This window comes from Cupriavidus mimosae (genome assembly GCF_023952485.1).
Lineage (GTDB): Bacteria > Pseudomonadota > Gammaproteobacteria > Burkholderiales > Burkholderiaceae > Cupriavidus > Cupriavidus taiwanensis_C.
Genome location: NZ_JALHRY010000010.1, coordinates 150,958 through 177,165, shown reverse-complemented (window position 1 = coordinate 177,165; position 26,208 = coordinate 150,958). Strand labels below are relative to the sequence as shown.

The window sequence follows — 26,208 nt, the reverse complement described above, 5'->3', positions numbered from 1 at the left end:
ATGCGCAAGAACGGTCCCCTGTCCCTGCTGTACCACGCCCTCTTTATCGCCTTCATGGTGGCGCCGCTGCTGGTGGTGGTCGCGGTGTCCTTCACCGGCAAGGGCTATATCTCGATGCCCACCGACGGCCTGTCGCTGCGCTGGTTCCGCGCCATTGCGGATGCGCACGAGATCGTCGACGCGATCTGGCTGTCGCTGACACTCGGCCTGGTCAGCGCCACCATCGCGGTGGCGCTGGCGGTGCCCGCCGCGCTGGCGCTGGTGCGCCATCGCTTCCCCGGCCGCGGCGCGCTGATGGCCTTCTTCCTGTCGCCGCTGATGATCCCGCACGTGGTGCTGGGGGTGGCCTTCCTGCGCTTCTTCACCACGCTGGGCGTGACCGGGTCGTTCTTCTGGCTTGCGCTGACGCACGTGGTGGTGGTCATGCCCTACGCGCTGCGCCTGGTGCTGGCCGCCGCCACCGGGCTGGACCGCGATGCCGAGCGTGCCGCGCTCTCGCTCGGCGCCAGTCGCTTCACGGCGTTCCGCCGCGTGGTGCTGCCGCTGATCCTGCCCGGCGTGGTGGGCGGCTGGATGCTGTCGTTCATCCAGAGCTTCGATGAACTGACCATGACGGTCTTCGTCGCCACGCCGGGCACCACCACGCTGCCGGTGGCGATGTACAACCAGATCGCCCAGACCATCGATCCGCTGGTGGCCTCGGTTTCCACGGTGCTGATCGTCGGCACGCTGGTGCTGATGGTGCTGCTGGACCGCATCGTCGGCCTCGACCGCGTGCTGATCGGCAAGAACTGAACTTTGACTGACATGACCACATCCGATCTGATCGTGATTGGCGGCGGCCTGGTCGGCACCGCCATCGCTTACGGCGCCGCCGGACAAGGCTTGCGCGTCACCGTGCTGGACGAGGGCGATGACGCCCTGCGCGCCTCGCGCGGCAACTTCGGCCTGGTCTGGGTCCAGGGCAAGGGCCTGGGCATGGCGCCCTACGCGCGCTGGACACTGGGCTCGGCGCGGCTGTGGCCGCAGTTGCGCGATGCGCTGCGCGACGAGACCGGCATCGACGTCTGCCTGCGCCAGCCCGGCGGCTTCCACCTGTGCTTTTCCGAGGCGGACATGGATGAGCGCCGCCAGCGCCTGCAGAGCATCCAGGACGCGCTGCAGGGCGACTATCCGTTCGCGATGCTCGACCACCGCGAACTCGCGCAACGGCTGCCCGGCGTGGGCCCGGAGGTGGTCGGCGCCAGCTATACGCCAATGGACGGGCACACCAATCCGCTCAAGCTGCTGCGCGCGCTGCATGCCGCCTGCCAGCGGCGTGGCGTGCGTATCGTCGGCCGGCATGGCGCGCAATCGATCACGCCTGAAGCGGGCGGCTTTACGGTCCATGCGGGCGAAGGCGGCCGGGCGCGCTTTGTCGCGCCGCGCGTGGTGCTGGCCGCCGGCCTAGGCAACCGCAAGCTCGCCGCTGAGGTCGGCCTGCACGCGCCGGTGGCACCGAACCGTGGCCAGGTCCTGATCGGCGAGCGCGCCACGCGCTTCCTTGACTTCCCCACCACCTACGTGCGCCAGACCGACGAAGGCACGATCCAGCTCGGCGACTCGATGGAAGACGTCGGCTTCGACGACGGCACCACCGCCGGCGTGCTCGCCGACATTGCGCGCCGCGGCGTGCGCAGCTTCCCCGCGCTGGCCGGCCTGAAGCTGGTGCGCGCGTGGGGCGCGCTGCGCGTGATGAGCCCGGACGGCTATCCGATCTACCAGGAAAGCCCGACCTGTCCCGGCGCCTTCGTCACCACCTGCCACAGCGGCGTCACGCTGGCCGCGGCGCACGCACTGCGCGTCGCCCCGTGGGTGGCCGGCGGCGAACGGCCGCAGGGGATCGACGTATTCACCGGCGACCGTTTCCTGAACTCCAACCAGACCTTCCACCATGCCCACTGATCGCCTGTTCAAACGGCGTGCCACCTCCGGCGCCGACGCGGATACCGTCACCATCGAATTCAATGGCGCGCCGCTGCGGGTGCCGGCCGGTTGCAGCGTTGCCGCGGCGCTGCTGGCCAGCGGCGTCACGCGCTTGCGCAATTCGCCGGTCAGCGGCGAGCCGCGCGCGCCGTATTGCATGATGGGCGTCTGCTTCGAATGCCTGATGGAGATCGATGGGCAGCCGAGCCGGCAAAGCTGCCTGGTAACCGTGCGCGAAGGCATGCGCGTGCACACGCAGGACGGCGCGCGCACCTTGCCCTTGCCCGCGCCGGCAGAGGCTGGCCACGCTCCGGAGGTGGCCCATGGCTGAGCGTGACGTCGACATCGCCATCATCGGCGCCGGCCCCGCCGGCATGGCGGCCGCGGTCGCGGCAGCGGCCAGCGGCGCGCGCGTGGCCCTGCTCGACGAGCAGGAGGCCTGTGGCGGCCAGATCTATCGCGGCATCGAGAGCGCGCCACCGGAACGCCTGCGCATCCTCGGCCCCGACTACGCCGCCGGCCGCGCGCTGGCGGACCGCTTCGCCGCCAGCGGCGCGCAGCACATCACCGGTGCGGCGGTGTGGCAGGTCACGCGCGAGCACGCCGTGCACTACCTGCGCCAGGGCCGCGTCGCGAGCCTGCAGGCGCGGCAGGTGATTCTCTGCACCGGAGCCATGGAGCGCCCGTTCCCGATCCCGGGCTGGACGCTGCCCGGCGTGCTGACCGCCGGCGCCGCGCAGATCCTGCTCAAGAGCGCCGACGTGGTGCCGGCCGAACCGGTGGTGCTGGCCGGCTGCGGGCCCTTGCTCTACCTGCTCGGCTGGCAATACGTGCGCGCCGGCGTGCCGATCCGCGCCATCGTCGACACCACCGACGGTGCCGACTACCAGCGCGCGCTGGCCCATCTGGGCGGCGCGCTGGCAGGCTGGCGCTACCTGAAGAAGGGCCTGGCGCTGATGCGGGCGCTCAAGCGCGGCGGCGTGCCCTTCTACAAGGGCGCCACGAACCTGTCGGTCGAGGGTGACGAGGCGGTGCGGGCGCTGCGTTTCACCAGTCGCGGGCAGTCGCACCGCATTGCGACGCAGGCCGTGCTGCTGCACCAGGGCGTGGTCCCCAACACCCAGTTCACGTGGGCGCTGCGCGCGGCGCACCGCTGGGACGACAGGCAGCTGTGCTGGCAGCCGGTGGTCGACGACTGGGGCGCGCTCGACCTGCCGGGCATCTTCGTCGCCGGCGATGGCCGCGGCATCGGCGGCGCCATTGCCGCGGCGCTGCAAGGCGAGCTGGCCGGCCTGGCCGCGGCCCATAACGTCGGCCGCGTCGACGCCGCGCAACGCGACCGCCTGGCCGCCCCGTTGCGCGCCGCGCTGCGCTCGCACCTGAGCATCCGGCCCTTCCTCGACGCGCTGTACCGCCCCAAGCCGGCCAACCGCGTGCCGGCGGACGACGTGGTGGTCTGCCGCTGCGAGGAAGTGACCGCCGGCGCCATCCGCGGCTTCGTCGCGCTGGGTTGCAGCGGGCCCAACCAGGCCAAGTCGTTCGGCCGCTGCGGCATGGGGCCGTGCCAGGGCCGCCAGTGCGGATTGACGGTCACCGAGATCATCGCCGACGCGCGCGGCGTGCCGCCGCAGCAGGTCGGCTACTACCGCATCCGTCCGCCGATCAAGCCGGTCACGCTCGGAGAACTGGCCAATGAAGGATGACAGCGGGGCCGATGCCGACGCGATCGTCATCGGCGGCGGGCTGCAGGGCACCTCGAGCGCGCTGCACCTCGCGCGCAAGGGCTTGCGCGTGACGCTGCTCGAGGCCGAGTATTGCGGCCGGCATGCGTCGGGGGTCAACGCCGGCGGCGTGCGCACGCTGGGGCGCCACATGGCCGAGATTCCGCTGGCACTGGCTTCGCTCGAGCTCTGGCACCGGCTGGCGGACCTGACCGGCGACGACGCCGGCTTTGTCCCCAGCGGCCAGCTGAAGGTGGCCGAGACCGACGCCGAGCTGGAGGTGCTGCGCCGGCGCGTGGCCCAGCTCGAAGCCGCGGGCTTTACCCACGAAACGCTGGTCGACGCCCACACGGTACGTGCCCTGGTCCCGTCGATCGCACCCCATGTCACCGGCGCGATCTGGGCAAGCCGCGACGGCCATGCGCTGCCCTACCGCGCCGTCACCGCGTTCCGCCGCGCCGCCGAAGCGGCCGGCGCCGCCATCCATGAAGCCACTCCCGCCGAACGCCTGGAATACGCGCGCGGCCGCTGGCACGTACACACGCCGCGCGGCGTGTTCCGCGCGCAGCGGCTGGTGAACGCGGCCGGCGCCTGGGCCGGCGCCTTCGCCGCTCAGCTCGGCGAGCCGGTGCCGGTCGAAGCCGGCGGACTGATGCTGATGATCACCCACCGCGTGGCGCCGTTCGTCAGGCCGGTGCTGGGCGCAACCGGGCGCGCGCTGTCGTTCAAGCAGTTCGACAACGGCACCGTGCTGATCGGCGGCGGCCTGCGCTGCGCCGCCGACGCCCGGGCCCGGCATGGCGAAGTCGACATGCTCGGGCTTGGCGCCAGCGCGCAGACCGTCACCGCGCTGTTCCCGCACCTGGGACCGCTCGGCATCAATCGCGCGTGGGCCGGGGTGGAGGCCTTCCTGCCGGACCAGATACCGGTGATCGGACCGAGCCGGTCGGCACCGGGCGTGGTCCATGCCTTCGGTTTCTCCGCGCATGGCTTCGAACTGGGGCCGATCGTGGGACAGATCGTTGCCGACCTTGTCACCGAAGGTCGATCCGCCCTGCCGATCGACGCCTTTGCCATCGACCGTTTCGACAAACCCCGCAGTGCCACGGCCGGCGCGCTGCGCGACTAGCTTCCAGCCGGCTCCCTATCCAACTTTTTTGCCGAGGTCATACGGATGAGCAATATCCAGCGCTTCCAGTCCACCAAACGTCTTTCCCGCCTCGTCGTGCATAACGGCGTGGTGTATGTGGCCGGTGTCACGGCCACCGATCCATCCGGCGATATCGGCGCGCAGACGCGCGATGTGCTGGAGAAAATCGACGGCTACCTCGCCAGCGTCGGCAGCGACCGCAGCCGGCTGCTCTCGGCGCAGATCTGGCTCAAGGATATCGACCAGGATTTCGCCGGCATGAATGCCGCCTGGGAAGCGTGGATCCCCGAGGACGCGGTCCCCACGCGCGCCACCTGCGAGGCCAGGCTGGCGCGGCCGGAACTGCTGGTGGAGATCATCGTGACAGCGGCGGTCTGACGCCGCATCGCGCCAGACCGCCATCCGGCGGCATTACTCGCCGTACTGGAACAGCACGCGGCCCCCGCCCGGCACGCCGGCGGCCGCGTGGGCCTGCGTCATCGCGCCAGCCATGGCCCCAGGGCCATCCATGGCGCAATCAGGCGCTTCATGACGCCGCTCCGGCCAGCGTCGCCTGCAGGGCTTGCAGGCCATCGCGATAAATGCCCTCGAACAGCTGCGATGCCTCGTCGTCGCTCACGCCGGCAGGCGTGAACTGGCCCGACCACTCGACGCGCGCGGCCTGGTCCCCGTCGATGCCAACCACGCGCAGCGTGGAGCGGTAGCCGGTGACCGGGAACGGCGCCTGCAGGATCGAGTAGGTGTAGCTGCGCGCGCTCTGGTCGAAGGCCTCGAGCCGTTCGACGATGGCGTCGCCGTCCGGATTGACGAGGCTGCGCACGCGGCCGCCCTCGCTCAGTTCGCTCTTGGGGATATACGGCAGCCAGTCGGGCAGCGAATCGAAGCCGCCAATCAGTTGCCAGACGCGGTCCGGCGACACCGGCAGCGTGATCGTTGCAGAAGCTTGTGCCATGGTTGGCTCCTTGAAATCAGATTGCAGTATTGGGATCAGACGCGGTCGCCGGGCAGCGGCGCATTTGCCGCGACCAGGTGCTGCGCGCGCAGCTCGCGCCAGAAATCGGCCGGAATCTTCTCGTTCAGCGCGGCGACGTCCTCGGCGATGCGCTCGGGCCGGCTCGCGCCCGGGATCACCGCGGCCACCGCGGGATTGGCCAGCACGAATTGCAGCGCCGCGGCCTTGATGCTGACGCCGTGGCGTTGCGCGACCGCCTTGATGCGCTCGACCCGGGCGATGATCTCGGGCGGCGCCTTCTGGTACTCGAAATGCGAGCCGCCGGCGAGAATGCCGGAGCTGTACGGGCCACCGACAACGATCTCGGTCTTGCGCTCGGCCGCCTTCGGCATCAGGCGCTGCAGCGCGCGCTCATGGTCGAGCAGCGAATAGCGGCCCGCCAGCAGGAAGCCGTCGGGCTGCGCCTCATCCAGATCCAGCGTCAGTTCGATCGGCTCGACGCGGTTCACGCCCAGGCCCCAGGCCTTGATCACGCCCTCTTCGCGCAGCCGGGTCAGCACCTTGAAGGCGCCTTTGCGGGCGGTTTCGAAATAGGCCAGCCACTCGTCGCCATAGAAGTCCTGGGCGATGTCGTGGACCCACACGATATCGAGGCGGTCGGTCTTCATCCGCTTGAGGCTGTCCTCGATCGAGCGCAGCGTGGCGTCCGCCGAATAGTCGTTGACCAGCTTGTTCGGGCGTCCGGCCGCGAACAGGCCACTCTTCTCGCCCAGCGCCCGCGCGCTGGCGTCTTCGACTTCATCCAGGATCAGGCGGCCGACCTTGGTGCTGAGCACGTATTCGTCGCGCGGGTGGCGGGACAGCGCTTCACCCAGCCGGATTTCGGCCAGCCCGGCGCCGTAGAACGGCGCGGTGTCGTAGTAGCGCACGCCTTGCGCCCAGGCCGCGTCCACGGTGGCCTGCGCCTCCGCTTCCGGGATGTCGCGGAACATATTGCCCAGCGGGGCGGTGCCAAAGCCGAGCACGTTGCCGGCCAGTTTGTCTTTGATACTCATGACTGCTCCACAAAGTAAGTTGGGGTGAAGGCAGTCTAGGGTGGCCAGTTGAGTCTGTCCAAGACGGAATTTGAAATACTTGATACCCTATAGGTCTGAATTTTCAAGTATCACTCAGGGGTAGACATGCTGGACATCCGTCAACTTCACTATTTCGTCGCCGTGGCCGAGGAAGAGCACGTCGGCCGCGCCGCCGAGCGGCTCCATATCTCCCAATCGCCACTTAGCCGGCAGATCGCCCAGCTTGAAGAGAAGCTGGGGCTGGTACTGTTCGAGCGCTCCCAGCAGCGCATACGCCTTACGCGCGACGGCCGCATCTTCCTGGCCGAGACCCGCGCCTTCCTGACCCACGGCACCCGGCTCGAATCGCTGGCCCGGCGTCTTGGGCGCGGCGATGAAGGCGGCCTGTGCATCGGCTACCTCGAATACGCGATGCACTCCGGCATCCTGCCGAACGCGCTGCGCGAGTTGCGCCACGACCGGCCCGCCGTCCATATCGCGCTGTACAACCAGCAGTCGGCAACGCAGCTCGAAGGACTGCGCCAGCGCAGCCTCGATATCGCGCTGGTGTGCGAGCCGCCCATGCCGGACGATCCGGACCTCGAGGCCGCCCAGGTACTCAACGACCCGATGCTGCTGGCGCTGCCCGAGGGCCACCCGCTGGCCGGGACCGAGCCGCTCACTCCGGCCGACCTCGCCGCACAGAAGTGGATCGGCGTGATGCACCAGGAAACCGCGCTGCGGCACGACGCTTTCATCGCGGCCTGCGCCCGGGCGGGTTTCACCCCCACCATCACCATGGAAGCGACCGAGCCGCTGGCCGCGTTGGGGCTCGTGGCCGCGGGGCTGGGCCTGACCACCATCCAGCAAAGCCTGCGTCACCAGGCACCGGCCGGCGTAGTGCTGCACGAACTGTCGTGGCTCGACTACCGCACCCCGTTGTGGGCTGCCTGGCACAAGGTCAACCTGCGGCCGCTGGTCGAAATCTTCCGCAAGACCTTGCTGCAATCGAGCATGATGGCCACCGCGCACACCGCGGCACAGGCAGCGTGAGCCGCACCGGTATTGCGCGGCAACGCAAGCCGCGATCCGTTGGTTGCCACGCAGCGGCGTCCTTGACACCCTCGCTATCCCGCCTCTAATAGCCTTAGTACCGTCAAGCTGGCAATGACGGCCGGGAGGCGAAATGCGCTGCAGCCAATGCGGCTTCGGCAATCTTGCTGGCGCCAACTTCTGTGAGGCGTGCGGGGCGCGGCTTGCCCGCGTGTGCCCTCAATGCGGCGCCGAGGCCACGGTGGCGGCGCGGTTCTGCCGCGTCTGCGGCGTCGGCCTGCCCGACGCGCCCGCCACGACTGCGCCTGCGCCAGCCGCGCCGCGCCAGGACAGTCCGGCGCCGGTCCACTACACCCCGCCACACCTGGCCGGGCGCATCCTGGCCGAGCAGGCGGCGATGGAAGCCCGCGGCGAGACCGCCGGCGAGCGCAAGACCATCACCGCGCTGTTTGCCGACATGGCCGGCTCCACCGCGCTGACGCAGGACCTGGACCCGGAGGACGCACGCCGCCTGATCGATCCCGTGGTGACGCTTATGATGGAAGCGGTCCACCACTACGAGGGCTACGTCGCCAAGTTCCTCGGCGACGGCATCCTCGCGCTGTTCGGCGCGCCCATCGCCCACGAGGACCACGCACTGCGCGCGCTGTACGCGGCGCTGCGCATGCAGGATGCGATGCACCGGCACAGCGACCGCGTGCGCCTGGAGCAAGGCATTCCGCTGCAGGTCCGCATCGGCATCCATACCGGCGAGGTGGTGGTGCGCTCGATCCGCAAGGACGACCTGCACACCGACTACGATCCGGTCGGGCACACCATCCATATCGCCTCGCGCATGGAGGGCATCGCCACGCCCGCGTCGATCCTGGTAAGCGAGTCGACCCACAAGCTGACCGAAGGCTATTTCGAGTTCACGGCACTGGGCACCACCAGCGTCAAGGGCGTGCGCGAACCGCTGGCGGTGTACGAGGTGATCGGTCCGGGACCCTTGCGCACGCGGCTGCAGGTGGCCGCGCACCGCGGCCTGGCGCGCTTTGTCGGGCGCCAGGACGAGCTTGCGCACCTGAACGCGGCACTGGAGCAGGCCAAGGCCGGTCAAGGGCGCATCGTCGCGGTGGTCGGCGAGGCCGGCGTCGGCAAGTCGCGGCTGTTCCATGAATTCAAGGTCAGGTCGCAGCAAGGCTGCCTGGCGCTGGAGACGTTCTCGGTCTCGCATGGCAAGGCCTTTGCCTACCTGCCGCTGATCGAGATGCTGAGGAACTATTTCCAGATCACGGCGCACGACGGCGACCGCAGCTGTCGCGAGAAGCTGACCGGCAGGCTGCTGACGCTTGACCGCTCGCTGGAAGAGCACCTGCCCTACCTGCTCTACCTGCTCGGCGTGGTCGAGCCCGACTCGACGCTGCCGACCATGGACCCGGCGCTGCGGCGCCAGCGCACCTTCGACGCGATTGCGCGGCTGCTGGTCCGCGAAAGCCAGAACCAGCCGCTGGAAGTCATCTTCGAGGACCTGCAATGGCTGGACGGCGAGACCGAGGCCTTCCTCAACATGCTGGTCGACCACGTGCCCGGCGCGCGCATCGTGCTGCTGGTGAACTACCGGCCCGAATACAGCCATCGCTGGGACGCGGGCGCCCATTACTCGCAGCTGCGCCTGCAGCCGCTGGGACAGGCCGAGGCGCAGGAACTGCTGACCGCGCTGCTCGGCGACGACCCCAGCCTGGCGCCGCTGAAGCGGCTGATCCTCGACAAGACCGAAGGCAATCCCTTCTTCATGGAGGAAGTGGTCCAGACCCTGGCCGAGGAAGGCGCGCTGCTGGGCCAGCCGGGCAGCTACCGCATCGAGAAGGCGCCGGCGCTGCTGCACATCCCGACCACCGTGCAGGGCGTGCTGGCCGCCCGCATCGACCGGCTGCCGCTGCCGCAGAAGGAGCTGCTGCAGACCCTCGCCGTGATCGGCAAGGAGTTTCCGCTGGGCCTGGTGCTGCGCGTCACCGGGCTGCCCGAAGACCAGCTGCATCCGCTGCTGCGCGATCTGGAGGGCGCCGACTTTATCTACGAACGCCCCGCCTTCCCCGAGGTGGAGTACGCTTTCAAGCATGCGCTGACCCAGGAGGTGGCCGGCAGCTCGCTGCTGACCGAGCGCCGCAGCGCCTTGCATGAAAGCTCGGCGCAGGCGATCGAGGCGATGTTCCACGGACGGCTCAAGGACTACTGCAGCGAACTGGCCCACCACTACAGCCACAGCGGCAATGTGCAGAAGGCGGTCGAGTACCTGCACTGCGCCGGCCAGCAGGCGCTGCAGCGCTCGGCGCAGGAAGAAGCGATCCGGCACCTGAGCGAGGCCATTGCCCTGCTCAAGCGCCAGCCCGACAGCGCCGAGCGCGCGCGCCTGGAGCTGACGCTGCTGCTGACGCTGGGGCCCGCGCTGATCGCGGCGCGCGGCCAGGCCTCGCCCGAGGTGGAAGCCAATTACCGGCGCGCGATGTCGCTGTGCGAGCAGGGGCGGCAGACGCCCTATGTGTTCTCGGCGCAGCTGGGCATGTGGGCCTTCTACCAGCTGCGCGCGCAATACCAGGTGTCGCTGCCGCTGGCGCGGCGCCTGCTGGCGCTGGCCACCGAGTCGCAAAAGCCCAAGCAGCTGGCCGAAGGCCATCGCGCGCTGGGCGCCACGCTGTTTCGCCTGGGCTTGCTGGAAGAGGCGCGCGCGCATATGGAGGCCGTGCTGGCCGTGCCGCACCCCGAGCACTCCGCCTACGACTTCCTGACCGGCTACGGCCGCGACCCGATGGTCCATGCCACCAGCACGCTGGCCTGGATCCTGTGGTACCAGGGACTTGCCGACCAGGCCCTCGCGCGCAGCCGCGAGGCGCTGGCGCTGGCACGGGCGCGCCCGGATGCCTACAACCTGGCGCTGTGCCTGGTGTTCGCGGCGGAACAGTACCGCTGGCGCCGCGAGCCCGCGCAGGCCAGGGAATATGCCGAAGCCGCCATTGCCATTTCGTGCGAACAGGGCTTCCCGATCTACCTGGCCTGGGGCACCGTGCTGCAGGGCTGGGCGCTGTCCGAGCAGGGCAGCCACGAGGAAGGCATTGCCCAGATGCGACGCGGCCTGGCCGCCTACGAGGCCACCGGCGGCGAACTCGGCATGCCAAACCTGCTGGCAATGCTGGCCGAGGCCTGCGGCAAGGCCGGCCAGCCCGCCGCCGCGCTTGACGTGCTGACGCGCGCCCAGACCATGGTCGATGAGACCGGCGAGCGGCTCGATGAAGCCGCCGTCTATCGGCTGCGCGGCGACATGCTGCTGCAGCTCGCCGGTCCCGATGCGGGCGCGGCCGCCAGCCATGAAGCCGAGGCCTGCTTCCAGCGCGCGCTCGCGGTCGCCCACGGCCAGGGCGCCAGGCCGCTGGAACTGCAGGCCGCGCTCAGCCTGGCCCGGTTGTGGCAGCGCCAGGGCAAGGGCGACGCCGCGCGCGAAGCGCTGGCGCGCATCCACGCCAGCTTCAGCGAGGGCACCGATGGCGCCGACTGGCAGGAGGCGCAGGCCTTGCTGGCCGAACTTGCCAACCACGACGCGGCCCGCGACACGGGTCCGGCGCGCGCATGAGCACCGCCGCCGCCAACCCGCTGCAAGAGCGTTTTGTCGCGCTCTGGACCCTGGCGGGCGGCACCCGCGCGGCGGACGCGTATGCCGACCTGGCGCGCTGCTACGGCGAGCCGACCCGGCATTACCACACCCTGGACCATGTGCGGCGCTGCCTGCGCGACCTCGACTGGGCGCGCAGCGCGATCCCGGATGCCGCCGACGTCGAACTGGCGCTGTGGTGCCATGACGTCATCTACGTGCCCGGCGCCGCCGACAACGAAGCGCGCAGCGCTGCCTGGCTGCAGCACTGGTCGGCCGGCACGGTCGGCAACGCCGCACGCGTGGCCGCACTGATCCTGGAGACCACGCACGCCGACGTGCCCGCCAGCCTGGCCGGGCGCTTTACCGCCGATATCGACCTGGCCGCGCTGGGATACAGCCGCGCGCGCTTCGAAGACAACGGCGCGCGCCTGCGCGCCGAGCGCACCGACCTGGACGATGGCGCCTATGACGCCGCCGAGCGGGCTTTCCTGCAGCGCCTCCTGGCCAGTCCCCGCATCTATGCCACCGACCTGTTCCGGTCGCGCTACGAGGCGCAGGCGCGTGCCAATCTGGCCTGGCGGCTGGCCCAGCCCGCGCCTACAGGAATTCGCCGGTGATATCGACGCTGGAACGCTGGCCCACGCAGTCATAGTTGCGATCGAGCCAGAGCGTGGCGGCCTGCCGGCCCTGGTCGCGCAGCCTGCACAAGAAGTCCCAGTCGGCGTTGTACTTGGTCGAGACCCCGAGCGTGGCCATGGTCTCGTCCGAGCGGATCGAATGAATCCACATCTCCTTCATCTCGTTGCGGTCGATCTTGCCCTGCTGGATCAGCGTGGTAACGAAGCCGATCGCTCGCATCTCACGCATCAATGACGAATTGAAGCTGACCTCGTTGACCCGGTTCAAAATCTCCGCCGCCGTGGTCGGCACGCCGCGGCGCACGATCGGATTGATGTGGACGATCACGACATCGTGGGTCTCGCAGTGATAGATCAGCGGAAAGATCGCCGGGTTGCCGACATAGCCGCCGTCCCAGTAATGCTGGCCGTCAATGCTGACCGCCTGGAACAGCGTGGGCACGCAGGCCGAGGCCAGCACCGCGTCGACGCTCAGCTCTTCCTGCGCAAAGATGCGGATGCGGCTGGTCTCGATATTGGTCGCGCACAGATAGAGCCGGATCGGGCAATGGGCGCGCAGCGCCGCGAAATCCACCTGGCCGAGCAGCACGTCGCGCAGCGGATTGGCATTGCCCGGGTTGAACTGGTACGGCGACAGCAGCCGCAGCGTGATGTCGGCCATGGCGTACAGCGGGGAATGGTTCAGCCCCAGTGTGTGGCTGCCCTTGAACCACGGCAGCCAGCGCAACGGGTTGAAGCGCTGCGCGGAGAGCGCGATGGCCTGCCAGAAGTCATGCAGGGCCTGGCGCGCGCCTTCGCTGCCGCCCTGCATCAGGCCATAGGCCAGCACCGTGCCGTTCATCGCGCCGGCGCTGGTGGCGCTGACGCCCTCGACTACCAGCCGCCCATCTTCCAGCAGGCGGTCCAGCACGCCCCAGGTAAACGCGCCATGCATGCCGCCGCCTTGCAAGGCCAGCGCCACGGGCTTGGCTTGGACAGGCTCGGGCGGCATAGGTGTGTTCCCCTGGGCGGCGACAAGGCGCCATGCTCAAGTGTAGGGAAGAACCGCGCCCGGGGCGTAGGGCGCCGTGCGTGGTATGACACACAGCGCCGGCCCGCCACGTCATGATGGTCCCCGCGAAGCGTGGCATCGGCATCACTTGCGGACGTACCCGCGCCCCGCTACGCCAGCTCGAACCCATGCCGCACCAGCGGCAGCGAGCGCAGGCGCTGGCCGGTCGCGGCGAACAGCGCATTGGTCAGCGCCGGCGCCAGCGTCGGCACCGCCGACTCGCCCACGCCGCCGATGCGCTCGCCGCTGGGCGCCAGCACCGCCTCGAAGCGCGGCGTCTGCGCCAGCCGCAACAGTGGATAGTCGTGGAAGTTGGATTGCTGCACGCGCCCGTCGGCAATGGTGATGGCACCCGACAGCGCCGCGCTCAGGCCCCAGATGCTGGCACCCTCCAGTTGGCGCTCGACCGTCGCGGGGTTGATCACGGTGCCGCAGTCGATGGCATTGACGATGCGGTGCAGCGTGATGCGCTGGCCCTGCACCGACAACTCCACCACCGTCGCGCACAGCGAGCCCCACGCCTGCGACAGCGCCACGCCGTGGAAGCGCCCTGCCGGCGCGCTGCCCCAGCCGACGTGCTGCGCCAGGCGCTGCAGCAAGCGCGCCGGTCGCGGTCGGTCGGCCAGCAGGTTCAGCCGGAACTGCAGCGGATCGGCTTTGGCGTGATGGGCCAGTTCGTCGATAAAGCTCTCGGCGAAGAATGTGTTCTGCGTATAGCCCACGCCGCGCCAGAAGCCCACCGGCACGGCGGTATTGACCATCGCATGGCGCACAGCGACGTGGGGCAGCGCGTAAGGCAGATCCACCACCCCTTCGACCGATTTGGGGTCGACCCCGGCCTTGACCCGGTCCGGGAAATTGCGGACATAGATCGACGAGCAGGCCAGGCGCGCATCCAGCGCGCGGATGCCGGCCGCATCCGGGGCCAGCACCGCGCTGAAGCGCGCCGCCGCCGCGGGCCGGTAAAAGTCGTGCCGGACATCTTCCTCGCGCGACCAGATCAGCTTGACCGGCTGCCCCGCCGCCTTCGACGCCAGCGCGGCCTGGACGAAGACATCGAACTCCTCGCGCCGGCCAAAGCCACCGCCGACGAAGGTGCCGTGCACGACGATGCGTGCGGCGGGCATGCCAAGCACGCCGGACAGCCGCTGCGCGATCTCGCCGCAAACCTGGGTCGGACCCCAGACCTCGGCGCGCTCGGCGCGCACGTCGGCGGTGGCGTTCATCGGCTCCATGGTGGCGTGGGCGAGGTATGGCACTTCGTATTCGGCGGTGTAGGCCTGTGCGCCCTGCATCTGCGTGTCAGGATCGCCGTGGCGCAGTGCCATCGCCGAGGCGCTGCGCGCGGCATCGCGGTAGCCGGCCATCAAGGCAGCGTCGCCGGCCAACTGGCCTTGCGGCAACTGCCAGTCAGGCTGCAGCACGGCCAGGCCCTTGCGCGCGGTCCAGTAGCTGTCGGCCAGCACTACCACGGCATCGTCCAGCGGCACCACGCGCCGCACGCCGCGCAGCGCCAGCGCCGGCCGCGCATCGACCCGGCGCAGTGTGCCGCCGAAGACCGGGCATGCCATCACCGAGCCCACCAGCATGCGCGGCACCCTGACGTCGACGCCGAACACCGCGGCACCGCGCGTCTTCAGCGGAATGTCGAGGCGGTCCGTCGGGCGGCCCAGCAGCTTCCAGTCGCGCGGATCCTTCAGTGCCACGTTGGCCGGGCGGGGCAAGGCCGCGGCCTGCGCAGCAAGCGCACCGTAGCCGAGCGTGCGCCCGCTAGGCTCATGCCGCACCACGCCCTGCACGGCGCGGCACTGCGCCACCGGCACGCTCCAGGTTTGCGCGGCGGCCTCGCGCAGCATCTCGCGCGCGGTGGCGCCGATGCGGCGCAGCGGCTCGAACGACCAGCGTGCCGAGGTGCTGCTGGCGGTCGCCTGCACCTTGAACATTCGGTTGTTGTACACCGGGTCGGTCGGGGCCAGCTCGGCGCGCACCTGGCGCCAGTCGCACTCGAGCTCTTCGGCGATCAGCATGGGGGCCGAGGTCATCACGCCCTGCCCCAGCTCGGCCGACGGCACCATGATGGTCACGCCGCCGTCGGCATCGATGCGCAACCAGGCGTTGACGTCGTCCGGGTCGCGCGCGGGCGCGGCGGCGTCGGCCGCCTTCGCCAGCGGCAGGTGGAAACCCAGCACCAGTGCGGCGGGGACGGCGCCGGCGGCTTGCAGGAAACGGCGGCGGCTTGCGTGGAGATGGCTCACGATGACGCCCCCCCTTTCGGGTCGCCGGCGTTCAGTGCCGTGGCGGCGCGCAAAATGGCGCGTTCGATGCGCGGATAGGTGCCGCAGCGGCACAGGTTGGTGATGCCGGCGCGGATCTCCTCCGGCCGCGGCGACGGGTTGTCCTGCAGCCACGCGCAGGCGGCCATGATCATGCCCGACTGGCAATAGCCGCACTGCGGCACCTGCTCGGCAATCCACGCGCGCTGGACCGGGTGCGAATTGTCGGCCGACAATCCTTCGATGGTGGTAATGTCGGCGCGCGCGACGGTGCCCACAGGCGTGATGCAGGCGCGCACCGCCTTGCCATCGACATGCACGGTGCAAGCCCCGCACAGGCCCGCACCGCAGCCGAACTTGGTGCCGGTATAGCCCAGGTAATCGCGCAGCACCCACAGCAGGGGCATGTCGCGTTCGGCCTCCACGGCGTGGCGCTTGCCGTTGATCTTCAATTGCAGCTTCATGGGGGTCTCCTCGTTGCGCACCGGCTTCGCAGCGGCCGGTTCGGTGCGGCCCAGTATCGGCCGCGCGGCATGGCAGGACAATCGACTTGTTTTGCCAGCACCTGTGAGGCAAGATCACAGCCATGATCCGCAGGCTTCCCTCGATGCAAGTGCTCCAGGCCTTTGCCGCGACCGCGCGCACGGGCAGCATGACGCGCGCCGCCGATGCGCTGTGCGTGACGCACGGCGCCATCAGCCGGCATATCCGTGCACTGGAGTCACAGCTTGGCTGCACCCTGTTCCTGCGCGCCGGCCGGCAGCTGGAGCTGACCGCCACCGGCCGCGAACTGGCCGACGACCTCGACCGCGCCCTGCGCGCGGTGGAACTGTCGCTGGCCGGCGCGGCCGCGCGGCGCGCGCGCGAACGGCAGTCGCTGCATGTCAATGTCAGCCCCGAACTGGCCGGCGCGTGGCTGGTACCCAAGCTGCCGCAACTGCGCGAGGCGCTGCCCGGCCTGGACCTGTCCATCGCCGCCAGCACCGAGGACCCCGACTTTGCCCGCTCCGACCTGGACGTCAGCCTGCGCTACGGCCCCGCGCCATTCACCGGCTACCAGTGCCTGAAGCTGTTCGACGACGACATCATCGTGGTATGCAGTCCGGGCTTCGCCCAGCGGCATGCCGGCATGACCGCGGCTGATGCCGCGCACCTGCCACGGCTGCGGCATGCGCGCTTCCGCTGGGCGCAGTGGGGCGCCGCCGCGGGCGTGGCATTGGACGAACCCGAGGACGGCATCGTGTTCGACTGCCGCGCGCTGCTGATCGAAGCTGCGGCCAGCGGCATGGGCCTGGCCCTTACGCGGGCCTTGCTGGCACGCGAGGCCATCGCTGCGGGGCGGCTGGTGCGGCCGCTGGTGGACAGTTTTCCTGCCAGCCATAACTGCTACATCGTCTGGCGTGGGGATAATCCCAAGCAGGGGTTGATTAGGGGCTTTGCGGAGTGGTTGCGGGAGGCGGCTTTGGCGGGGTGAGAGGAAGTTGCGAAGCGGTGTCGTGCTTGGCGGGCGCGGCTGTTTCGCCGGCGTAGCCGGCGACCTCCTTTCTGTCCGAGCGACAGAAAGGAGGCAAAGAGCGCGTCGCCTGGGCGGCTGGCCAAGGCGGTGTCGGAGGTTCGAACGGTGGTGACTTACGGTGAGGCTGTTGGTGGTTCGGCCCTGCTGACGCTACCTGGAAGTGCCTGGCGTTCGGGGTCGGATGGACGAACCCGACTTTAGGTCGGTGGCCGCCTGCTAACGGCGTTGTTGGTGGGACGCCTTCGGCTGCGCTGCGCGCGCTCCCTATCTCAGGTCTACTGCCCGGGCACGGAGTGCGTCGCTGCGCTCGCACGCGTTGTCGCTGGCGATCTCTCTGGCTTTTATTGCCTGCTTGTTTGCTCCCCTCTGCCGCGTGCGGGAGAGGGGCGGGGGTGAGGGCCGGCGCATCAACGAAGTCAACCGCATCAGTCCGCGCAGACTATCCCGCCCAGTCAGCAGCAGCATCCAGCGGATAAACCGGCCTCTCAACCCGCCGGAACGGAAACCGCTCATAGCGCGAACTGGTAACCCCCTCCCCGTCGCACTCCACCACCGCCTTGGCAATCGGCACGAACACCGGCCGGCAGTACATGCGCGACTTCAGCAGCAGGAACCTGGCCCGATGCGGATCGATGCCGATATGGGTAAAAATCCCCAGGTCCCAGTGCTCTTGCGGGGTCTCGGTCACGATCACCTGCGCCGCGCCGATATCGAGCAAGGCGGTGCGGCCCATGCGGATGCGCTGCCCGGTGTAGGTCGGCCCGGTGATGGTGTACTCGCCGTCACTGATTGCCGCGACCGTGCCGGTCAGCTGCCTGGCTTGCGGATAGACCTCCAGCTGGGGTAGCGCAACCTTGTCGCCGAGCGCCAGCGTGATGCTGGCCCCGACGCCGGCGTCGACCAGCGCGGCCACCGCCTCCGGGTCGCACACGGGCCCGACCGCGATCCCGGTCAGGCCCTGCGCCAGCGCTTCGTGAAGTACCGCCATGTTGTCGCAGGTGCCGCCGGACATGCAGTTGTCGCCATGGTCGAGCAGCAGCACCGGCCTTGCATCGGCACGGTCCGCGCTGTCGGCAAGCTGCGCGGCGCGCGCGATGGAGCTGGCGAGCGGCTCGGCCTGGTAGGCGAAGGCGTCGCGCTCGGCCCACGCTTGTGCCGCGATCCGGCTGGCGACCTCGTCCGCCCTGGCGGGGTCGCCGTCGCCGACCACGATCACGCTCAGGCAGGGCGCGGCGATGTCGGCCAGGCCGAAGCCGGCCAGCACCGACACCGCCAGCATGCCGTCCCGCTCGGCCTCGCGCGCCAGCGCGACGGCGCGCTGCATGGCGCCTTCGTCAGTGCGGCTGCGCAGGGTGTGGGTGATCAGCGGCGGGCGCCGCCACGCCATCACCGGGCGCACGCGCCCGGCAATCATGTCGAGCAACAGCCGGCCGGCATGGGCGCCGGTTTCATACATGTCCACGTGCGGGTAGGTCTTGAAGCTGACCGCGACGTCGGCATGGTCGACCAGCGCCTGCGTGATGTTGCCGTGCAGGTCCAGCGCGACCGCGACCGGCGCGTGCGGCAGCACGCCACGCAGGCGGCGCAGCAGGTCGCCTTCGCCGTCGTCGCTGTTCTCGGCCACCATCGCGCCGTGCAGGTCGAGCATCACCGCATCGCAACCATGGGCCGCGGCGATGATGGTGTCGCACAGGTGGGTGTAGGCGTCGGCGGCGACGCAGCCGCTCGGGTTGGCGCCGGCGATCACGGGCACCACGATGTCGGCGCCGGCGGCCTCGGCCAGGTCGATGAAGGCGCCGGCGGCGGTGCGGGTGCCCTTGGCGGCGCGATAGGCAGCGTCGCCATAGGCAGGCGCGAACGCAGCCAGTGGCGTCGGCACCGGTGAAAAGGTGTTGGTCTCGTGGTTGAGTCGGGCAATCAGGATCTTCATCGGGCAGTCCGTTCCGGTGTCATGGCCGCGTGGCGGCATCGAGCATGGCGTGCAGCAGCACGTTGCAGCCGGCCTCGAGGTGCTCGGGCCGGGCATCTTCGATTTCGTTGTGGCTGATGCCGTCCTTGCACGGCACGAAGATCATCGCGGCCGGGGCGACGCGGGCCAGGTAGACCGCGTCATGGCCGGCGCCGCTGATCACGTCCATGGCGCAATGGCCGAGCCGTTGCGCGCCGCCGCGCACCGCCTCGACCAGCCGCGCATCGAACGGCTGCGGCGGGAAGTACACCACCTGCCGCAGATCGATAGCGATGCCGCTGCGCGCCGCCAGTGCGGCAACCTGCCCGCGCAGCGCCGCGTCCATCGCCGACAGCACCGTGTCGTCGCCGGCGCGCAGGTCCACTGTCATCGTGACCTTGCCGGGGATGACGTTGCGCGAATCGGGATGCACGCCGAGGCAACCCACCGTGCCGCGGCCATGCGGGGGATGATCGAGCGCGATGCGGTTGATGATGCCGACCAGTTCCGACGCCGCCAGCAGCGCGTCCTTGCGCAGCGCCATCGGCGTGGGGCCGGCATGCGCTTCCATCCCGGTCAGCACCACGTCGTACCAGCGCTGGCCGAGCGCGCCCGTGACCACGCCGATGGTGGTGTCGTTGGCCTCCAGCACCGGGCCTTGTTCGATATGCGCTTCAAAGTAGGCGCCGACCGCTCGCGCACCAACCGGTTCCGGCCCGGCATAGCCGATGGCCTGCAGCGCCTGCCCGACGCTGATGCCGTCGCGGTCGCGCTGCTGCAGCATGTCCGCCAGCGCGAACTCGCCGATAAACGCGCCCGAGCCCATCATCACCGGCACGAAGCGCGAGCCTTCCTCGTTGGTCCAGACCGCGACCTCGAGCGGGGCATCGGTGACGATGCCGGCGTCGGCCAGCGTGCGCAGCACTTCGATGCCGGCGAACACGCCGTAGTTGCCGTCGAACTTGCCGCCGGTCGGCTGGGTGTCGATATGGCTGCCGGTCATCACCGGCGGCAGGGTGTCGTCGCGCCCGGCGCGCCGCGCGAAGATATTGCCGATGGCATCGACGCGAATCGTGCATCCGGCCGCCCGGGCCTCGGCGACGAAGAAGTCGCGGCCCTGGCGGTCCAGGTCGGTCAGCGCCAGCCGGCAGACGCCCCCCTTGGGCGTGGCGCCGATGGCGGCCAGGCGCATCAGGGTGTCCCACAGGCGCCGGCCGTCGATGCGCAGGTCGGCGCGCGCGCCGGCGCTCGCCGCTGCCGCGCGTGCAGCTTGCAATGTCGTCATGTCGTTCCTCGTCTCGGTCGGCCGGCATCGCGGCCGCCATCATCCATGGTTCAGGCCGCCAGGCCGACGCCGAGATAGCGGTCCTGGACCGCCTCGTCGGCGCGGAACGCGTCGTTGCTGCCGGTGTAGACCACCCTGCCCTGCTCGATGATCACGTGGCGGTCGGCCAGCTGCGTGCAGACCTCGAGGTTCTGCTCCACCAGCAGGATCGGCACGCCGGCGGCCTTGATGACCTTGAGCTGCGCCACGATCTCTTCCACGATCACCGGCGCCAGCCCTTCGACCGGCTCGTCGAGCATCAGCAGGCGCGGATGGTTCATCATGGCGCGCCCGATCGCGAGCATCTGCTGTTCGCCGCCGGACAGCTGCGCGCCGCCGTTGCCGCGCCGCTCGCGCAGGCGCGGGAAGATGCGGTAGATGTCTTGCAGCTGCCACGGCGAATCGCGGCGCGCGGCCAGCTTGAGGTTCTCTTCCACCGTCAGCAGCTTGAAGATGCCGCGGTGCTCGGGCACCAGGCACAGGCCTTCGGCGGCAATCCGGTGCGGCGCCAGGCCGGCGACGTCCTTGCCGCGGAAGACGACACGCCCGCGAGGCTGGACCACGCCGGCGATGGCCTTGAGCGTGGTCGACTTGCCGGCGCCGTTGCGCCCCAGCAGCGTGACCAGCTCGCCTTCGCCGACCGCCAGCGACACGCCCTGCAGCACATGGCTCTTGCCGTAGTAGCCATGGATCTCCTGTACGTCGAGCATCATCCCTTGCCTCCGGTGATCATGTTGCCCAGATAGGCGGCGCGCACGCGCGGGTCACCGCGCACGGCCGCGGGCGGCCCTTCCATCAGCACCTTGCCTTGCTGCATCACCGTGACGGTGTCCGAGATATCCATGACGATGTCCATGTTGTGTTCGATCAGCACCACGGTGTGGTCCTGCGCCAGCCCGCGGATCAGCCGCTTCATCGCGCCGAGGTCGTCGACGCCCATGCCCGAGGTGGGCTCGTCCAGGAAGATCGCGCGCGGCCGCGCGGCCAGCGCCATGCCGACCTCCAGGCGGCGCTGCTGGCCGTGCGACAGCACGCCCGCTGCGCTGTCCGCAACGCGCGCCAGTTCCAGCCGTTCCAGCACCTGGTCGACCACCTCGCCGCAGGCGAGTTCGCCCACCGGCAGGCGCCATCCGCTCATGGCCTTGCGCGGCGACCTGCCCAGCGCGGCGAGGCGCAGGTTCTCGCGCACCGGCAGGCTCGGGAACAGGCTGGTGACCTGGAACGAGCGCGCGATACCGCGCTGCACCCGCTGGTAGTCGGCTTCCGCCGTGACGTCCTTGCCGTCGAAGACGATGCGGCCGGCGCTGACTTCCTTGGTGCCGGTCAGCATGTGGAACAGCGTGGTCTTGCCGGCGCCGTTGGGTCCGATCACCGAATGGATCGTGCCCGGCATCACGCGCAGGTCGACCCCGCCCAGCGCCATGAACTTGCCGTACTGCTTGACGATGCCGGTGGCTTCGAGAATCGGTGTGGTGGCGGTGTTCATGCGCGTTCCTCCTGCGTGACGGGGGCACGGCGCACGCCGCGCAGGCGATCCCATAGCGTGGCGCCCAGGCCCCACAACCCGCGCTGCATGAACAGGCTGACCGCGATCAGCAGGAAGCCGAGCAGCATCAGCCAGCGCGGCCACAGCGTCGACAGCCAGTCCGCCAGCAGCACATAGAAGGCGGCGCCCAGCACCGAGGCAAAGATATTGCCGGTGCCGCCGATCACGGTCATCACCAGGATCATCTCGCTGGCGTGGTAGTCGATATTGGTCAGCGGCGCGATGCCGGTCAGCATCGCATGCAGCGCGCCGGCCAGCCCGGTGACCGCACCGGAGACCATGAAGGCCAGTAGCTTGAATGCCTTGACGTTGTAGCCGACCGCCAGCGCGCGCTCTTCGTTGTCGCGGATCGCCAGCAGCGTGCGGCCCAGCACCGATTCGGTCACGCGCAGCACCGCCAGGAAGACCGCCAGGAACAGCACCGCGACGAACCCATAGAACTGCCACGGCGATGCCAGCGGCACCAGCGCATTACCGGCGATGGACAAGGACGGACGCGGGATGTCGAGCAGGCCGTTGTCGCCGCCGGTGATGCCGGGCGCGGTATAGGCGAGGAAGTAAAACATCTGCGCGAACGCGAGCGTCAGCATCACGAAATAGGTGCCGCGCTGGCGGATCGCAAACCAGCCCACCAGCGCCGCCGCGGCCGCGCCGATCACGATCGCCAGCAGCAGCGCCAGCGGCATTGGCAGGCTGGCGCGGGTCAGTGCCAGCCCCACCGCATAACTGCCGAGCCCGAAGAAAATCCCCTGGCCGAACGACAGCAGGCCGGTATAGCCGAGCAGCAGGTTGCACGCTATGGCGGCCATCGCGTAGATCAGCACTTCGGTGGCAAGCGTGCCGGAGCGCATCGTCAGCGGCAGCAGCAGCGTGACGCCAAGTGCCAGCCACCAGAAGCGATAGCGCAACAACCCTTGATTTAGCCTTGCCATCATCCCCTCCCCAGCAAGCCATGCGGACGCAGCAGCAGCACCGCGGCCATGGCGACATAGATCATCAGCCGCGCGCCTTCGGGCCACAGCGTGCTCATCAGGCTCTGCACCACCCCCACCAGCAAGCCGCCAATCAGCGCGCCGGTGAAGCTGCCCATGCCCCCCACCACGACCACGATAAAGGCCACGCCCAGCGCCTCGACACCCATGAACGGCTCGGCGCCGCGAATCGGCGCGGCCAGCACGCCGGCGATCGCCGCGGTGGCGGCGCCGAGCGCAAACATCAGGCTGAACAGCCGGAACACATTGATGCCGAGCAGCGACACCATCTCGGTGGATTCACTGCCCGCGCGCACCGCGCTGCCCAGGCGCGTGCCTTCCAGCAGCCACCACAGCCCGATCGCCAGCAGGCCGGTAAAGCCGATCACGAACAGCCGGTACTTGGGATAGATGAAGTCGCCCCACATCACCACGCCCTGCAGTGCATCCGGCGGCGGCACGTCGACGCCGAGCGGCCCCCAGCCGACGATGATGAGCTCCTGGATGGCCAGCGCCAGTCCCACCGTGACCAGGATGTGGAACTCGTGCGGTTGCGCATAGACGTGGCGCAGCATGACCTTTTCGGTCAGCCACGCCAGCGCGCCGATGATGATCGGAGCGAATACCAGCGCCATCCAGAAGTTCATGCCGATTTGCAGCGCCTGGAAGCAGAGGTAGGCACCCAGCGCATAGAAGGCGCCATGCGCGAAATTGACGAAGCGCAACAGGCCGAACACGATCGACAGCCCTACCGCCAGCAGGAAGTAGAGCATGCCTATGCCGACGCCGTTGATCACCTGCAACAGATAGACGTTCATGAGTCGTACGGATGTAGGAAGCCGCCACACCGTGCGGGACTGCGCGGGACTGCGCGGCACGGTGCTTCGGTGTGCTTCAGTGTGTGAATCGGCGGAGCGGCGGCCCCGCGGTGTCAGGGCATCAGGCCATCTTGCACTGGGTCTGCTCGACCGGCAGGAAGGCCTTGCCGACGCTGACGATTTCGGCGTAGTCGTCTTTGTCCTTCATGCGCGACTTGGCCTTGCCCTTGAGCAGGTAGTAGTTCTTCAGCACCTGGTGGTCGGCGGCGCGGATTTCCTCCGGCCCGGTCAGGCCCTCGTACTTCATGCCCTCGAGCGCGGCGACCACCGCCTTCGGATCCGCGCTGCCGGCCTTGATCATGCCGTCCACCATGATCTTGGTGCAGATGTACGAGCCTGCCAGGCTGTAGTTGGGATTGGACTTGAACTTGGCCTGGGTGCGCTTGACCAGGTCGCGGTTCAGCGGCGTATCGACGCCGTGCCAGTACTGCGCGCCGAAATAAACGCCCTCGCACAGGTCAGCACCGAGCGACTCGAACTGCTCCAGTCCCGAGGCCCACGCCAGCAGGATGGTGGTGTTCTTCTTCATGCCGAAGCTCACCGCCTGGCGCAGCGTGTCCGCGGACTGCGAGCCGAAGTTCAGGATCAGCAGCACGTCCGGCTTGGCGGCCAGCGCGTTGGTCAGGTATCCGCTGAATTCCTTCTCGGTCAGGGCGTGGTAGCTGTTGCCCACGTGCTCGATGCCCTTCTCCTTGAAGATCGCCTTCGCCGCCGACAGCAACCCGTCGCCAAACACGTATTGCGGCGTGATGGTGTACCAGCGCTTGGCCTTGGGCATCGATTCGATCAGCGGCCGCACGGTGCGCTCGATCGCGCCGAAGGTCGGCACCGACCAGCGGAAGGTGGCGCGGTTGCAGTCCTTGCCGGTGATCTCGTCGGCCCCCGCGGTGGTCACGAACACGCCGCCGAATTTTTCCGCCTCCTTGCCCATGGCCAGCGATTCGGACGACAGGATGCCGCCGGCGAAATAGCGCGCCGCCTTCTGCTGCGCCAGCTCCTGCACCTTGCGCACCGCGGTGGCGGGCTTGCCTTCGGTGTCGAGCACGCTATAGCGCAGCGGCCGGCCCAGCACCTGGCCGTACTGGTCGATGGCGAGCCGCATGCCCAGGTCGGCGAATTTCCCGTTGGCGGCGAAGGCGCCCGACATCGGCACCGGGCAACCGAATTCCAGTGCTTCGCCGGCGGCAAGGGCGCTGCGGCCATGGATCAGGGAGGTGGGAACGGCGGACAGCGCCGCCAGTTTCAGCAGGTCACGACGATTCAAGGCTCACTCCTCGTTATGTGGGGATCGGGCGGCACGGGGCGAAAGTCTGGCCAACGCCATGGCCCGGCGCTGCACCGTCTCCCCGAGATGCTGGTGACTTTCGCCCGGCGCCGACACTGCCCGAGCAAGAATCGAACCTGTTTATTCTATTTATACGTATAAATAGAATAGAATCATCTTAGGAGTCGGCCGGAATCGTTGTCAACAAAGGAAAGGTCAGGGTTTACGCACCCTCGGCGCATGGCGCTACGTGGGCCGCGCATGAGGCGACGGGAAGGCAGAAAGGTGCGCGCAGAGCCCGGCCATGCCAGCGAATCGGGCAGCATGCACGCGGCTGGGGCAAGCCGCGGCCCTGCGCCGGCGCGCTTGGCTAGAATGCAAGCGCCCGGGCCTCCATGGCTTGCGGCGCATGACAAGGAAAGAGCAATGGCGATGTTTCGGGAGGGCAAGACCGGGGCCATCGAGATCCGCAAGCAGAAGCGCGCGGACCTGGTGGCGGAAGAGCTCAAGCGGCTGATTACCCAGCGCAACCTGCGCCCGGGCGACAAGCTGCCGCACGAGGTCAAGCTGCAGCAGATGTTCTCCGTCAGCAAGAGCACCATCCGCGAGGCACTGAAGTCGCTGGAGGTACAGGGCCTGATCCGGGTCAGCACCGGGCCGGCGGGCGGGGGCACGATCGTCGAAGTGCCGCTGGACCGCACCTTCCAGCTGATGCAGAACTACCTGTTCTTCAAGGACGTCGGCATTGCCGACATCTACACCGTGCGCCGGCTGCTGGAGCCGGAGCTGGCCGCCGGCGCGGTGCCGCATCTGACCGATGACGATTTCAAGGCGCTGGAGCGCACCATCGACCTGTGCGACCCGGCCTCGGCCGCGGCCGCGACGCCGCTGCTGGACCAGCGCCAGGAAGACCTGACCTTCCACGACATCCTGGCCGCCGCCAATCCTAACCCGATGCTGCGGTTCTCATGCGAGCTGATCAACGAAATGATTCGCCAGCTGGTGGTGTTCGGCAACGACACCCCTGCGTGCGAGCACGAGAAATTCGGCGCGGCCAACGTCAAGTTCCACAAGCGCATTGTCGAGGCCGCACGCCAGCGCGACGCCGAGACGGTGCGCGCGCTGATGTCGGCGCATATGGAAGAATGCACGCATTACGTCACGCGCATGAACGGGCGGGTCCATGGCCGCCTGGTGCTGGACTCCGAAATGCCGCGGCGCGGCCGGATGCTGCCGGCGGACGACGAATGAACCCCGGGCCGGCGCACCCGCGAT

23 protein-coding genes are annotated in these 26,208 nt (G+C 69.1%); 11 read left to right on the top strand and 12 right to left on the bottom strand.

The window, feature by feature from the left end; genetic code table 11:
• The 6 genes from MKD50_RS19555 to MKD50_RS19530 are packed head-to-tail and all read left to right on the top strand — an operon-like array spanning position 1 to position 5,214.
• A complete protein-coding gene (locus tag MKD50_RS19555) occupies positions 1 to 795 on the top strand; it encodes an ABC transporter permease (protein WP_252668310.1) in 795 nt (264 codons plus the stop codon).
• A gap of 12 nt (positions 796 to 807) precedes the next feature.
• Positions 808 to 1,944: an NAD(P)/FAD-dependent oxidoreductase gene (locus tag MKD50_RS19550; RefSeq protein WP_252668307.1), complete on the top strand. Its 1,137-nt coding sequence runs from the start codon at positions 808 to 810 to the stop codon at positions 1,942 to 1,944.
• Positions 1,934 to 2,296 carry a (2Fe-2S)-binding protein gene (locus tag MKD50_RS19545; RefSeq protein ID WP_115700775.1) on the top strand — a complete coding sequence of 121 codons (363 nt, stop codon included), beginning with the start codon at positions 1,934 to 1,936 and terminating at the stop codon, positions 2,294 to 2,296. The genes MKD50_RS19550 and MKD50_RS19545 overlap by 11 nt, the downstream gene beginning before the upstream one ends.
• Complete coding sequence (locus MKD50_RS19540) at positions 2,289 to 3,668, top strand: FAD/NAD(P)-dependent oxidoreductase (RefSeq protein ID WP_115700777.1); 1,380 nt, start codon at positions 2,289 to 2,291, stop codon at positions 3,666 to 3,668. Before MKD50_RS19545 ends, MKD50_RS19540 begins: the two co-directional genes overlap by 8 nt.
• On the top strand, positions 3,658 to 4,815 hold the full coding sequence (locus MKD50_RS19535; RefSeq protein WP_240070731.1) for an NAD(P)/FAD-dependent oxidoreductase: 1,158 nt from the start codon (positions 3,658 to 3,660) through the stop codon (positions 4,813 to 4,815). The genes MKD50_RS19540 and MKD50_RS19535 overlap by 11 nt, the downstream gene beginning before the upstream one ends.
• A gap of 45 nt (positions 4,816 to 4,860) precedes the next feature.
• Entirely contained in the window at positions 4,861 to 5,214 is a 354-nt protein-coding gene (locus MKD50_RS19530; protein ID WP_018007284.1) for a RidA family protein, read from the top strand.
• 148 nt (positions 5,215 to 5,362) lie between these two features.
• Here the strand turns inward: MKD50_RS19530 and MKD50_RS19525 are convergent, their stop codons facing one another.
• Together MKD50_RS19525 and MKD50_RS19520 are read right to left on the bottom strand one after the other, a co-directional pair.
• Positions 5,363 to 5,788, bottom strand: a complete 426-nt coding sequence (locus tag MKD50_RS19525; RefSeq protein WP_252668305.1) for an SRPBCC family protein — start codon at positions 5,786 to 5,788, stop codon at positions 5,363 to 5,365.
• 35 nt (positions 5,789 to 5,823) lie between these two features.
• Positions 5,824 to 6,843 (bottom strand): aldo/keto reductase, encoded by a 1,020-nt coding sequence (locus tag MKD50_RS19520; RefSeq protein WP_240070733.1) that lies wholly within the window; start codon positions 6,841 to 6,843, stop codon positions 5,824 to 5,826.
• Positions 6,844 to 6,969: 126 nt separating this feature from the next.
• Here MKD50_RS19520 and MKD50_RS19515 point away from each other — a divergent pair, with 126 nt between their 5' ends.
• The 3 genes from MKD50_RS19515 to MKD50_RS19505 all read left to right on the top strand — a co-directional run bounded on the left by MKD50_RS19515 (position 6,970) and on the right by MKD50_RS19505 (position 12,141).
• Entirely contained in the window at positions 6,970 to 7,896 is a 927-nt protein-coding gene (locus tag MKD50_RS19515; protein WP_252668303.1) for a LysR family transcriptional regulator, read from the top strand.
• Between the two features lie 133 nt (positions 7,897 to 8,029).
• Complete coding sequence (locus MKD50_RS19510) at positions 8,030 to 11,503, top strand: adenylate/guanylate cyclase domain-containing protein (RefSeq protein WP_252668301.1); 3,474 nt, start codon at positions 8,030 to 8,032, stop codon at positions 11,501 to 11,503.
• A complete protein-coding gene (locus MKD50_RS19505) occupies positions 11,500 to 12,141 on the top strand; it encodes an HD domain-containing protein (RefSeq protein WP_240070736.1) in 642 nt (213 codons plus the stop codon). The genes MKD50_RS19510 and MKD50_RS19505 overlap by 4 nt, the downstream gene beginning before the upstream one ends.
• Here MKD50_RS19505 and MKD50_RS19500 read toward each other — a convergent pair.
• The 3 genes from MKD50_RS19500 to MKD50_RS19490 form a co-directional block, all read right to left on the bottom strand.
• The gene (locus tag MKD50_RS19500) at positions 12,122 to 13,153 is read right to left on the bottom strand and encodes a patatin-like phospholipase family protein (RefSeq protein ID WP_240070737.1); all 1,032 of its coding nucleotides are present in this window, start codon (positions 13,151 to 13,153) and stop codon (positions 12,122 to 12,124) included. The two genes, MKD50_RS19505 and MKD50_RS19500, sit on opposite strands and share 20 nt — an antisense overlap.
• A 170-nt stretch (positions 13,154 to 13,323) precedes the next feature.
• The gene (locus MKD50_RS19495; RefSeq protein ID WP_252668299.1) at positions 13,324 to 15,468 is read right to left on the bottom strand and encodes a xanthine dehydrogenase family protein molybdopterin-binding subunit; all 2,145 of its coding nucleotides are present in this window, start codon (positions 15,466 to 15,468) and stop codon (positions 13,324 to 13,326) included.
• Complete coding sequence (locus MKD50_RS19490; RefSeq protein WP_115700803.1) at positions 15,465 to 15,950, bottom strand: (2Fe-2S)-binding protein; 486 nt, start codon at positions 15,948 to 15,950, stop codon at positions 15,465 to 15,467. Before MKD50_RS19490 ends, MKD50_RS19495 begins: the two co-directional genes overlap by 4 nt.
• 143 nt (positions 15,951 to 16,093) lie before the next feature.
• On the opposite strand from MKD50_RS19490, the gene MKD50_RS19485 reads away from it, so the two are divergent.
• Complete coding sequence (locus MKD50_RS19485) at positions 16,094 to 16,960, top strand: LysR substrate-binding domain-containing protein (RefSeq protein ID WP_252668298.1); 867 nt, start codon at positions 16,094 to 16,096, stop codon at positions 16,958 to 16,960.
• A 481-nt stretch (positions 16,961 to 17,441) separates the two neighbouring features.
• Here the strand turns inward: MKD50_RS19485 and MKD50_RS19480 are convergent, their stop codons facing one another.
• The 7 genes from MKD50_RS19480 to MKD50_RS19450 all read right to left on the bottom strand — a co-directional run bounded on the left by MKD50_RS19480 (position 17,442) and on the right by MKD50_RS19450 (position 24,933).
• A complete protein-coding gene (locus MKD50_RS19480) occupies positions 17,442 to 18,932 on the bottom strand; it encodes a M81 family metallopeptidase (RefSeq protein ID WP_252668296.1) in 1,491 nt (496 codons plus the stop codon).
• A gap of 19 nt (positions 18,933 to 18,951) precedes the next feature.
• On the bottom strand, positions 18,952 to 20,235 hold the full coding sequence (locus MKD50_RS19475; protein WP_252668294.1) for a Zn-dependent hydrolase: 1,284 nt from the start codon (positions 20,233 to 20,235) through the stop codon (positions 18,952 to 18,954).
• Between the two features lie 50 nt (positions 20,236 to 20,285).
• Positions 20,286 to 20,987, bottom strand: a complete 702-nt coding sequence (locus MKD50_RS19470) for an ABC transporter ATP-binding protein (RefSeq protein WP_252668292.1) — start codon at positions 20,985 to 20,987, stop codon at positions 20,286 to 20,288.
• Complete coding sequence (locus MKD50_RS19465) at positions 20,984 to 21,760, bottom strand: ABC transporter ATP-binding protein (protein ID WP_252668290.1); 777 nt, start codon at positions 21,758 to 21,760, stop codon at positions 20,984 to 20,986. Before MKD50_RS19465 ends, MKD50_RS19470 begins: the two co-directional genes overlap by 4 nt.
• Complete coding sequence (locus MKD50_RS19460; RefSeq protein ID WP_371925377.1) at positions 21,757 to 22,752, bottom strand: branched-chain amino acid ABC transporter permease; 996 nt, start codon at positions 22,750 to 22,752, stop codon at positions 21,757 to 21,759. Before MKD50_RS19460 ends, MKD50_RS19465 begins: the two co-directional genes overlap by 4 nt.
• Entirely contained in the window at positions 22,752 to 23,609 is an 858-nt protein-coding gene (locus MKD50_RS19455) for a branched-chain amino acid ABC transporter permease (protein WP_252668286.1), read from the bottom strand. Before MKD50_RS19455 ends, MKD50_RS19460 begins: the two co-directional genes overlap by 1 nt.
• Positions 23,610 to 23,730: 121 nt before the next feature.
• Entirely contained in the window at positions 23,731 to 24,933 is a 1,203-nt protein-coding gene (locus MKD50_RS19450) for an ABC transporter substrate-binding protein (RefSeq protein WP_115682557.1), read from the bottom strand.
• Between the two features lie 426 nt (positions 24,934 to 25,359).
• On the opposite strand from MKD50_RS19450, the gene MKD50_RS19445 reads away from it, so the two are divergent.
• Positions 25,360 to 26,184 (top strand): FadR/GntR family transcriptional regulator, encoded by an 825-nt coding sequence (locus MKD50_RS19445; protein ID WP_025585039.1) that lies wholly within the window; start codon positions 25,360 to 25,362, stop codon positions 26,182 to 26,184.
• The last annotated feature ends 24 nt before the right edge of the window (positions 26,185 to 26,208 follow it).

Coding starts and splice junctions, on each gene's coding strand:
- MKD50_RS19555 (WP_252668310.1), top strand. CDS start 1: ATGCGCAAGAACGGTCCCCTGTCCCTGCTGTACCACGCCCTCTTTATC.
- MKD50_RS19550 (WP_252668307.1), top strand. CDS start 808: ATGACCACATCCGATCTGATCGTGATTGGCGGCGGCCTGGTCGGCACC.
- MKD50_RS19545 (WP_115700775.1), top strand. CDS start 1,934: ATGCCCACTGATCGCCTGTTCAAACGGCGTGCCACCTCCGGCGCCGAC.
- MKD50_RS19540 (WP_115700777.1), top strand. CDS start 2,289: ATGGCTGAGCGTGACGTCGACATCGCCATCATCGGCGCCGGCCCCGCC.
- MKD50_RS19535 (WP_240070731.1), top strand. CDS start 3,658: ATGAAGGATGACAGCGGGGCCGATGCCGACGCGATCGTCATCGGCGGC.
- MKD50_RS19530 (WP_018007284.1), top strand. CDS start 4,861: ATGAGCAATATCCAGCGCTTCCAGTCCACCAAACGTCTTTCCCGCCTC.
- MKD50_RS19525 (WP_252668305.1), bottom strand. CDS start 5,788: ATGGCACAAGCTTCTGCAACGATCACGCTGCCGGTGTCGCCGGACCGC.
- MKD50_RS19520 (WP_240070733.1), bottom strand. CDS start 6,843: ATGAGTATCAAAGACAAACTGGCCGGCAACGTGCTCGGCTTTGGCACC.
- MKD50_RS19515 (WP_252668303.1), top strand. CDS start 6,970: ATGCTGGACATCCGTCAACTTCACTATTTCGTCGCCGTGGCCGAGGAA.
- MKD50_RS19510 (WP_252668301.1), top strand. CDS start 8,030: ATGCGCTGCAGCCAATGCGGCTTCGGCAATCTTGCTGGCGCCAACTTC.
- MKD50_RS19505 (WP_240070736.1), top strand. CDS start 11,500: ATGAGCACCGCCGCCGCCAACCCGCTGCAAGAGCGTTTTGTCGCGCTC.
- MKD50_RS19500 (WP_240070737.1), bottom strand. CDS start 13,153: ATGCCGCCCGAGCCTGTCCAAGCCAAGCCCGTGGCGCTGGCCTTGCAA.
- MKD50_RS19490 (WP_115700803.1), bottom strand. CDS start 15,950: ATGAAGCTGCAATTGAAGATCAACGGCAAGCGCCACGCCGTGGAGGCC.
- MKD50_RS19485 (WP_252668298.1), top strand. CDS start 16,094: ATGCAAGTGCTCCAGGCCTTTGCCGCGACCGCGCGCACGGGCAGCATG.
- MKD50_RS19480 (WP_252668296.1), bottom strand. CDS start 18,932: ATGAAGATCCTGATTGCCCGACTCAACCACGAGACCAACACCTTTTCA.
- MKD50_RS19475 (WP_252668294.1), bottom strand. CDS start 20,235: ATGACGACATTGCAAGCTGCACGCGCGGCAGCGGCGAGCGCCGGCGCG.
- MKD50_RS19470 (WP_252668292.1), bottom strand. CDS start 20,987: ATGATGCTCGACGTACAGGAGATCCATGGCTACTACGGCAAGAGCCAT.
- MKD50_RS19465 (WP_252668290.1), bottom strand. CDS start 21,760: ATGAACACCGCCACCACACCGATTCTCGAAGCCACCGGCATCGTCAAG.
- MKD50_RS19460 (WP_371925377.1), bottom strand. CDS start 22,752: ATGGCAAGGCTAAATCAAGGGTTGTTGCGCTATCGCTTCTGGTGGCTG.
- MKD50_RS19455 (WP_252668286.1), bottom strand. CDS start 23,609: ATGAACGTCTATCTGTTGCAGGTGATCAACGGCGTCGGCATAGGCATG.
- MKD50_RS19445 (WP_025585039.1), top strand. CDS start 25,360: ATGGCGATGTTTCGGGAGGGCAAGACCGGGGCCATCGAGATCCGCAAG.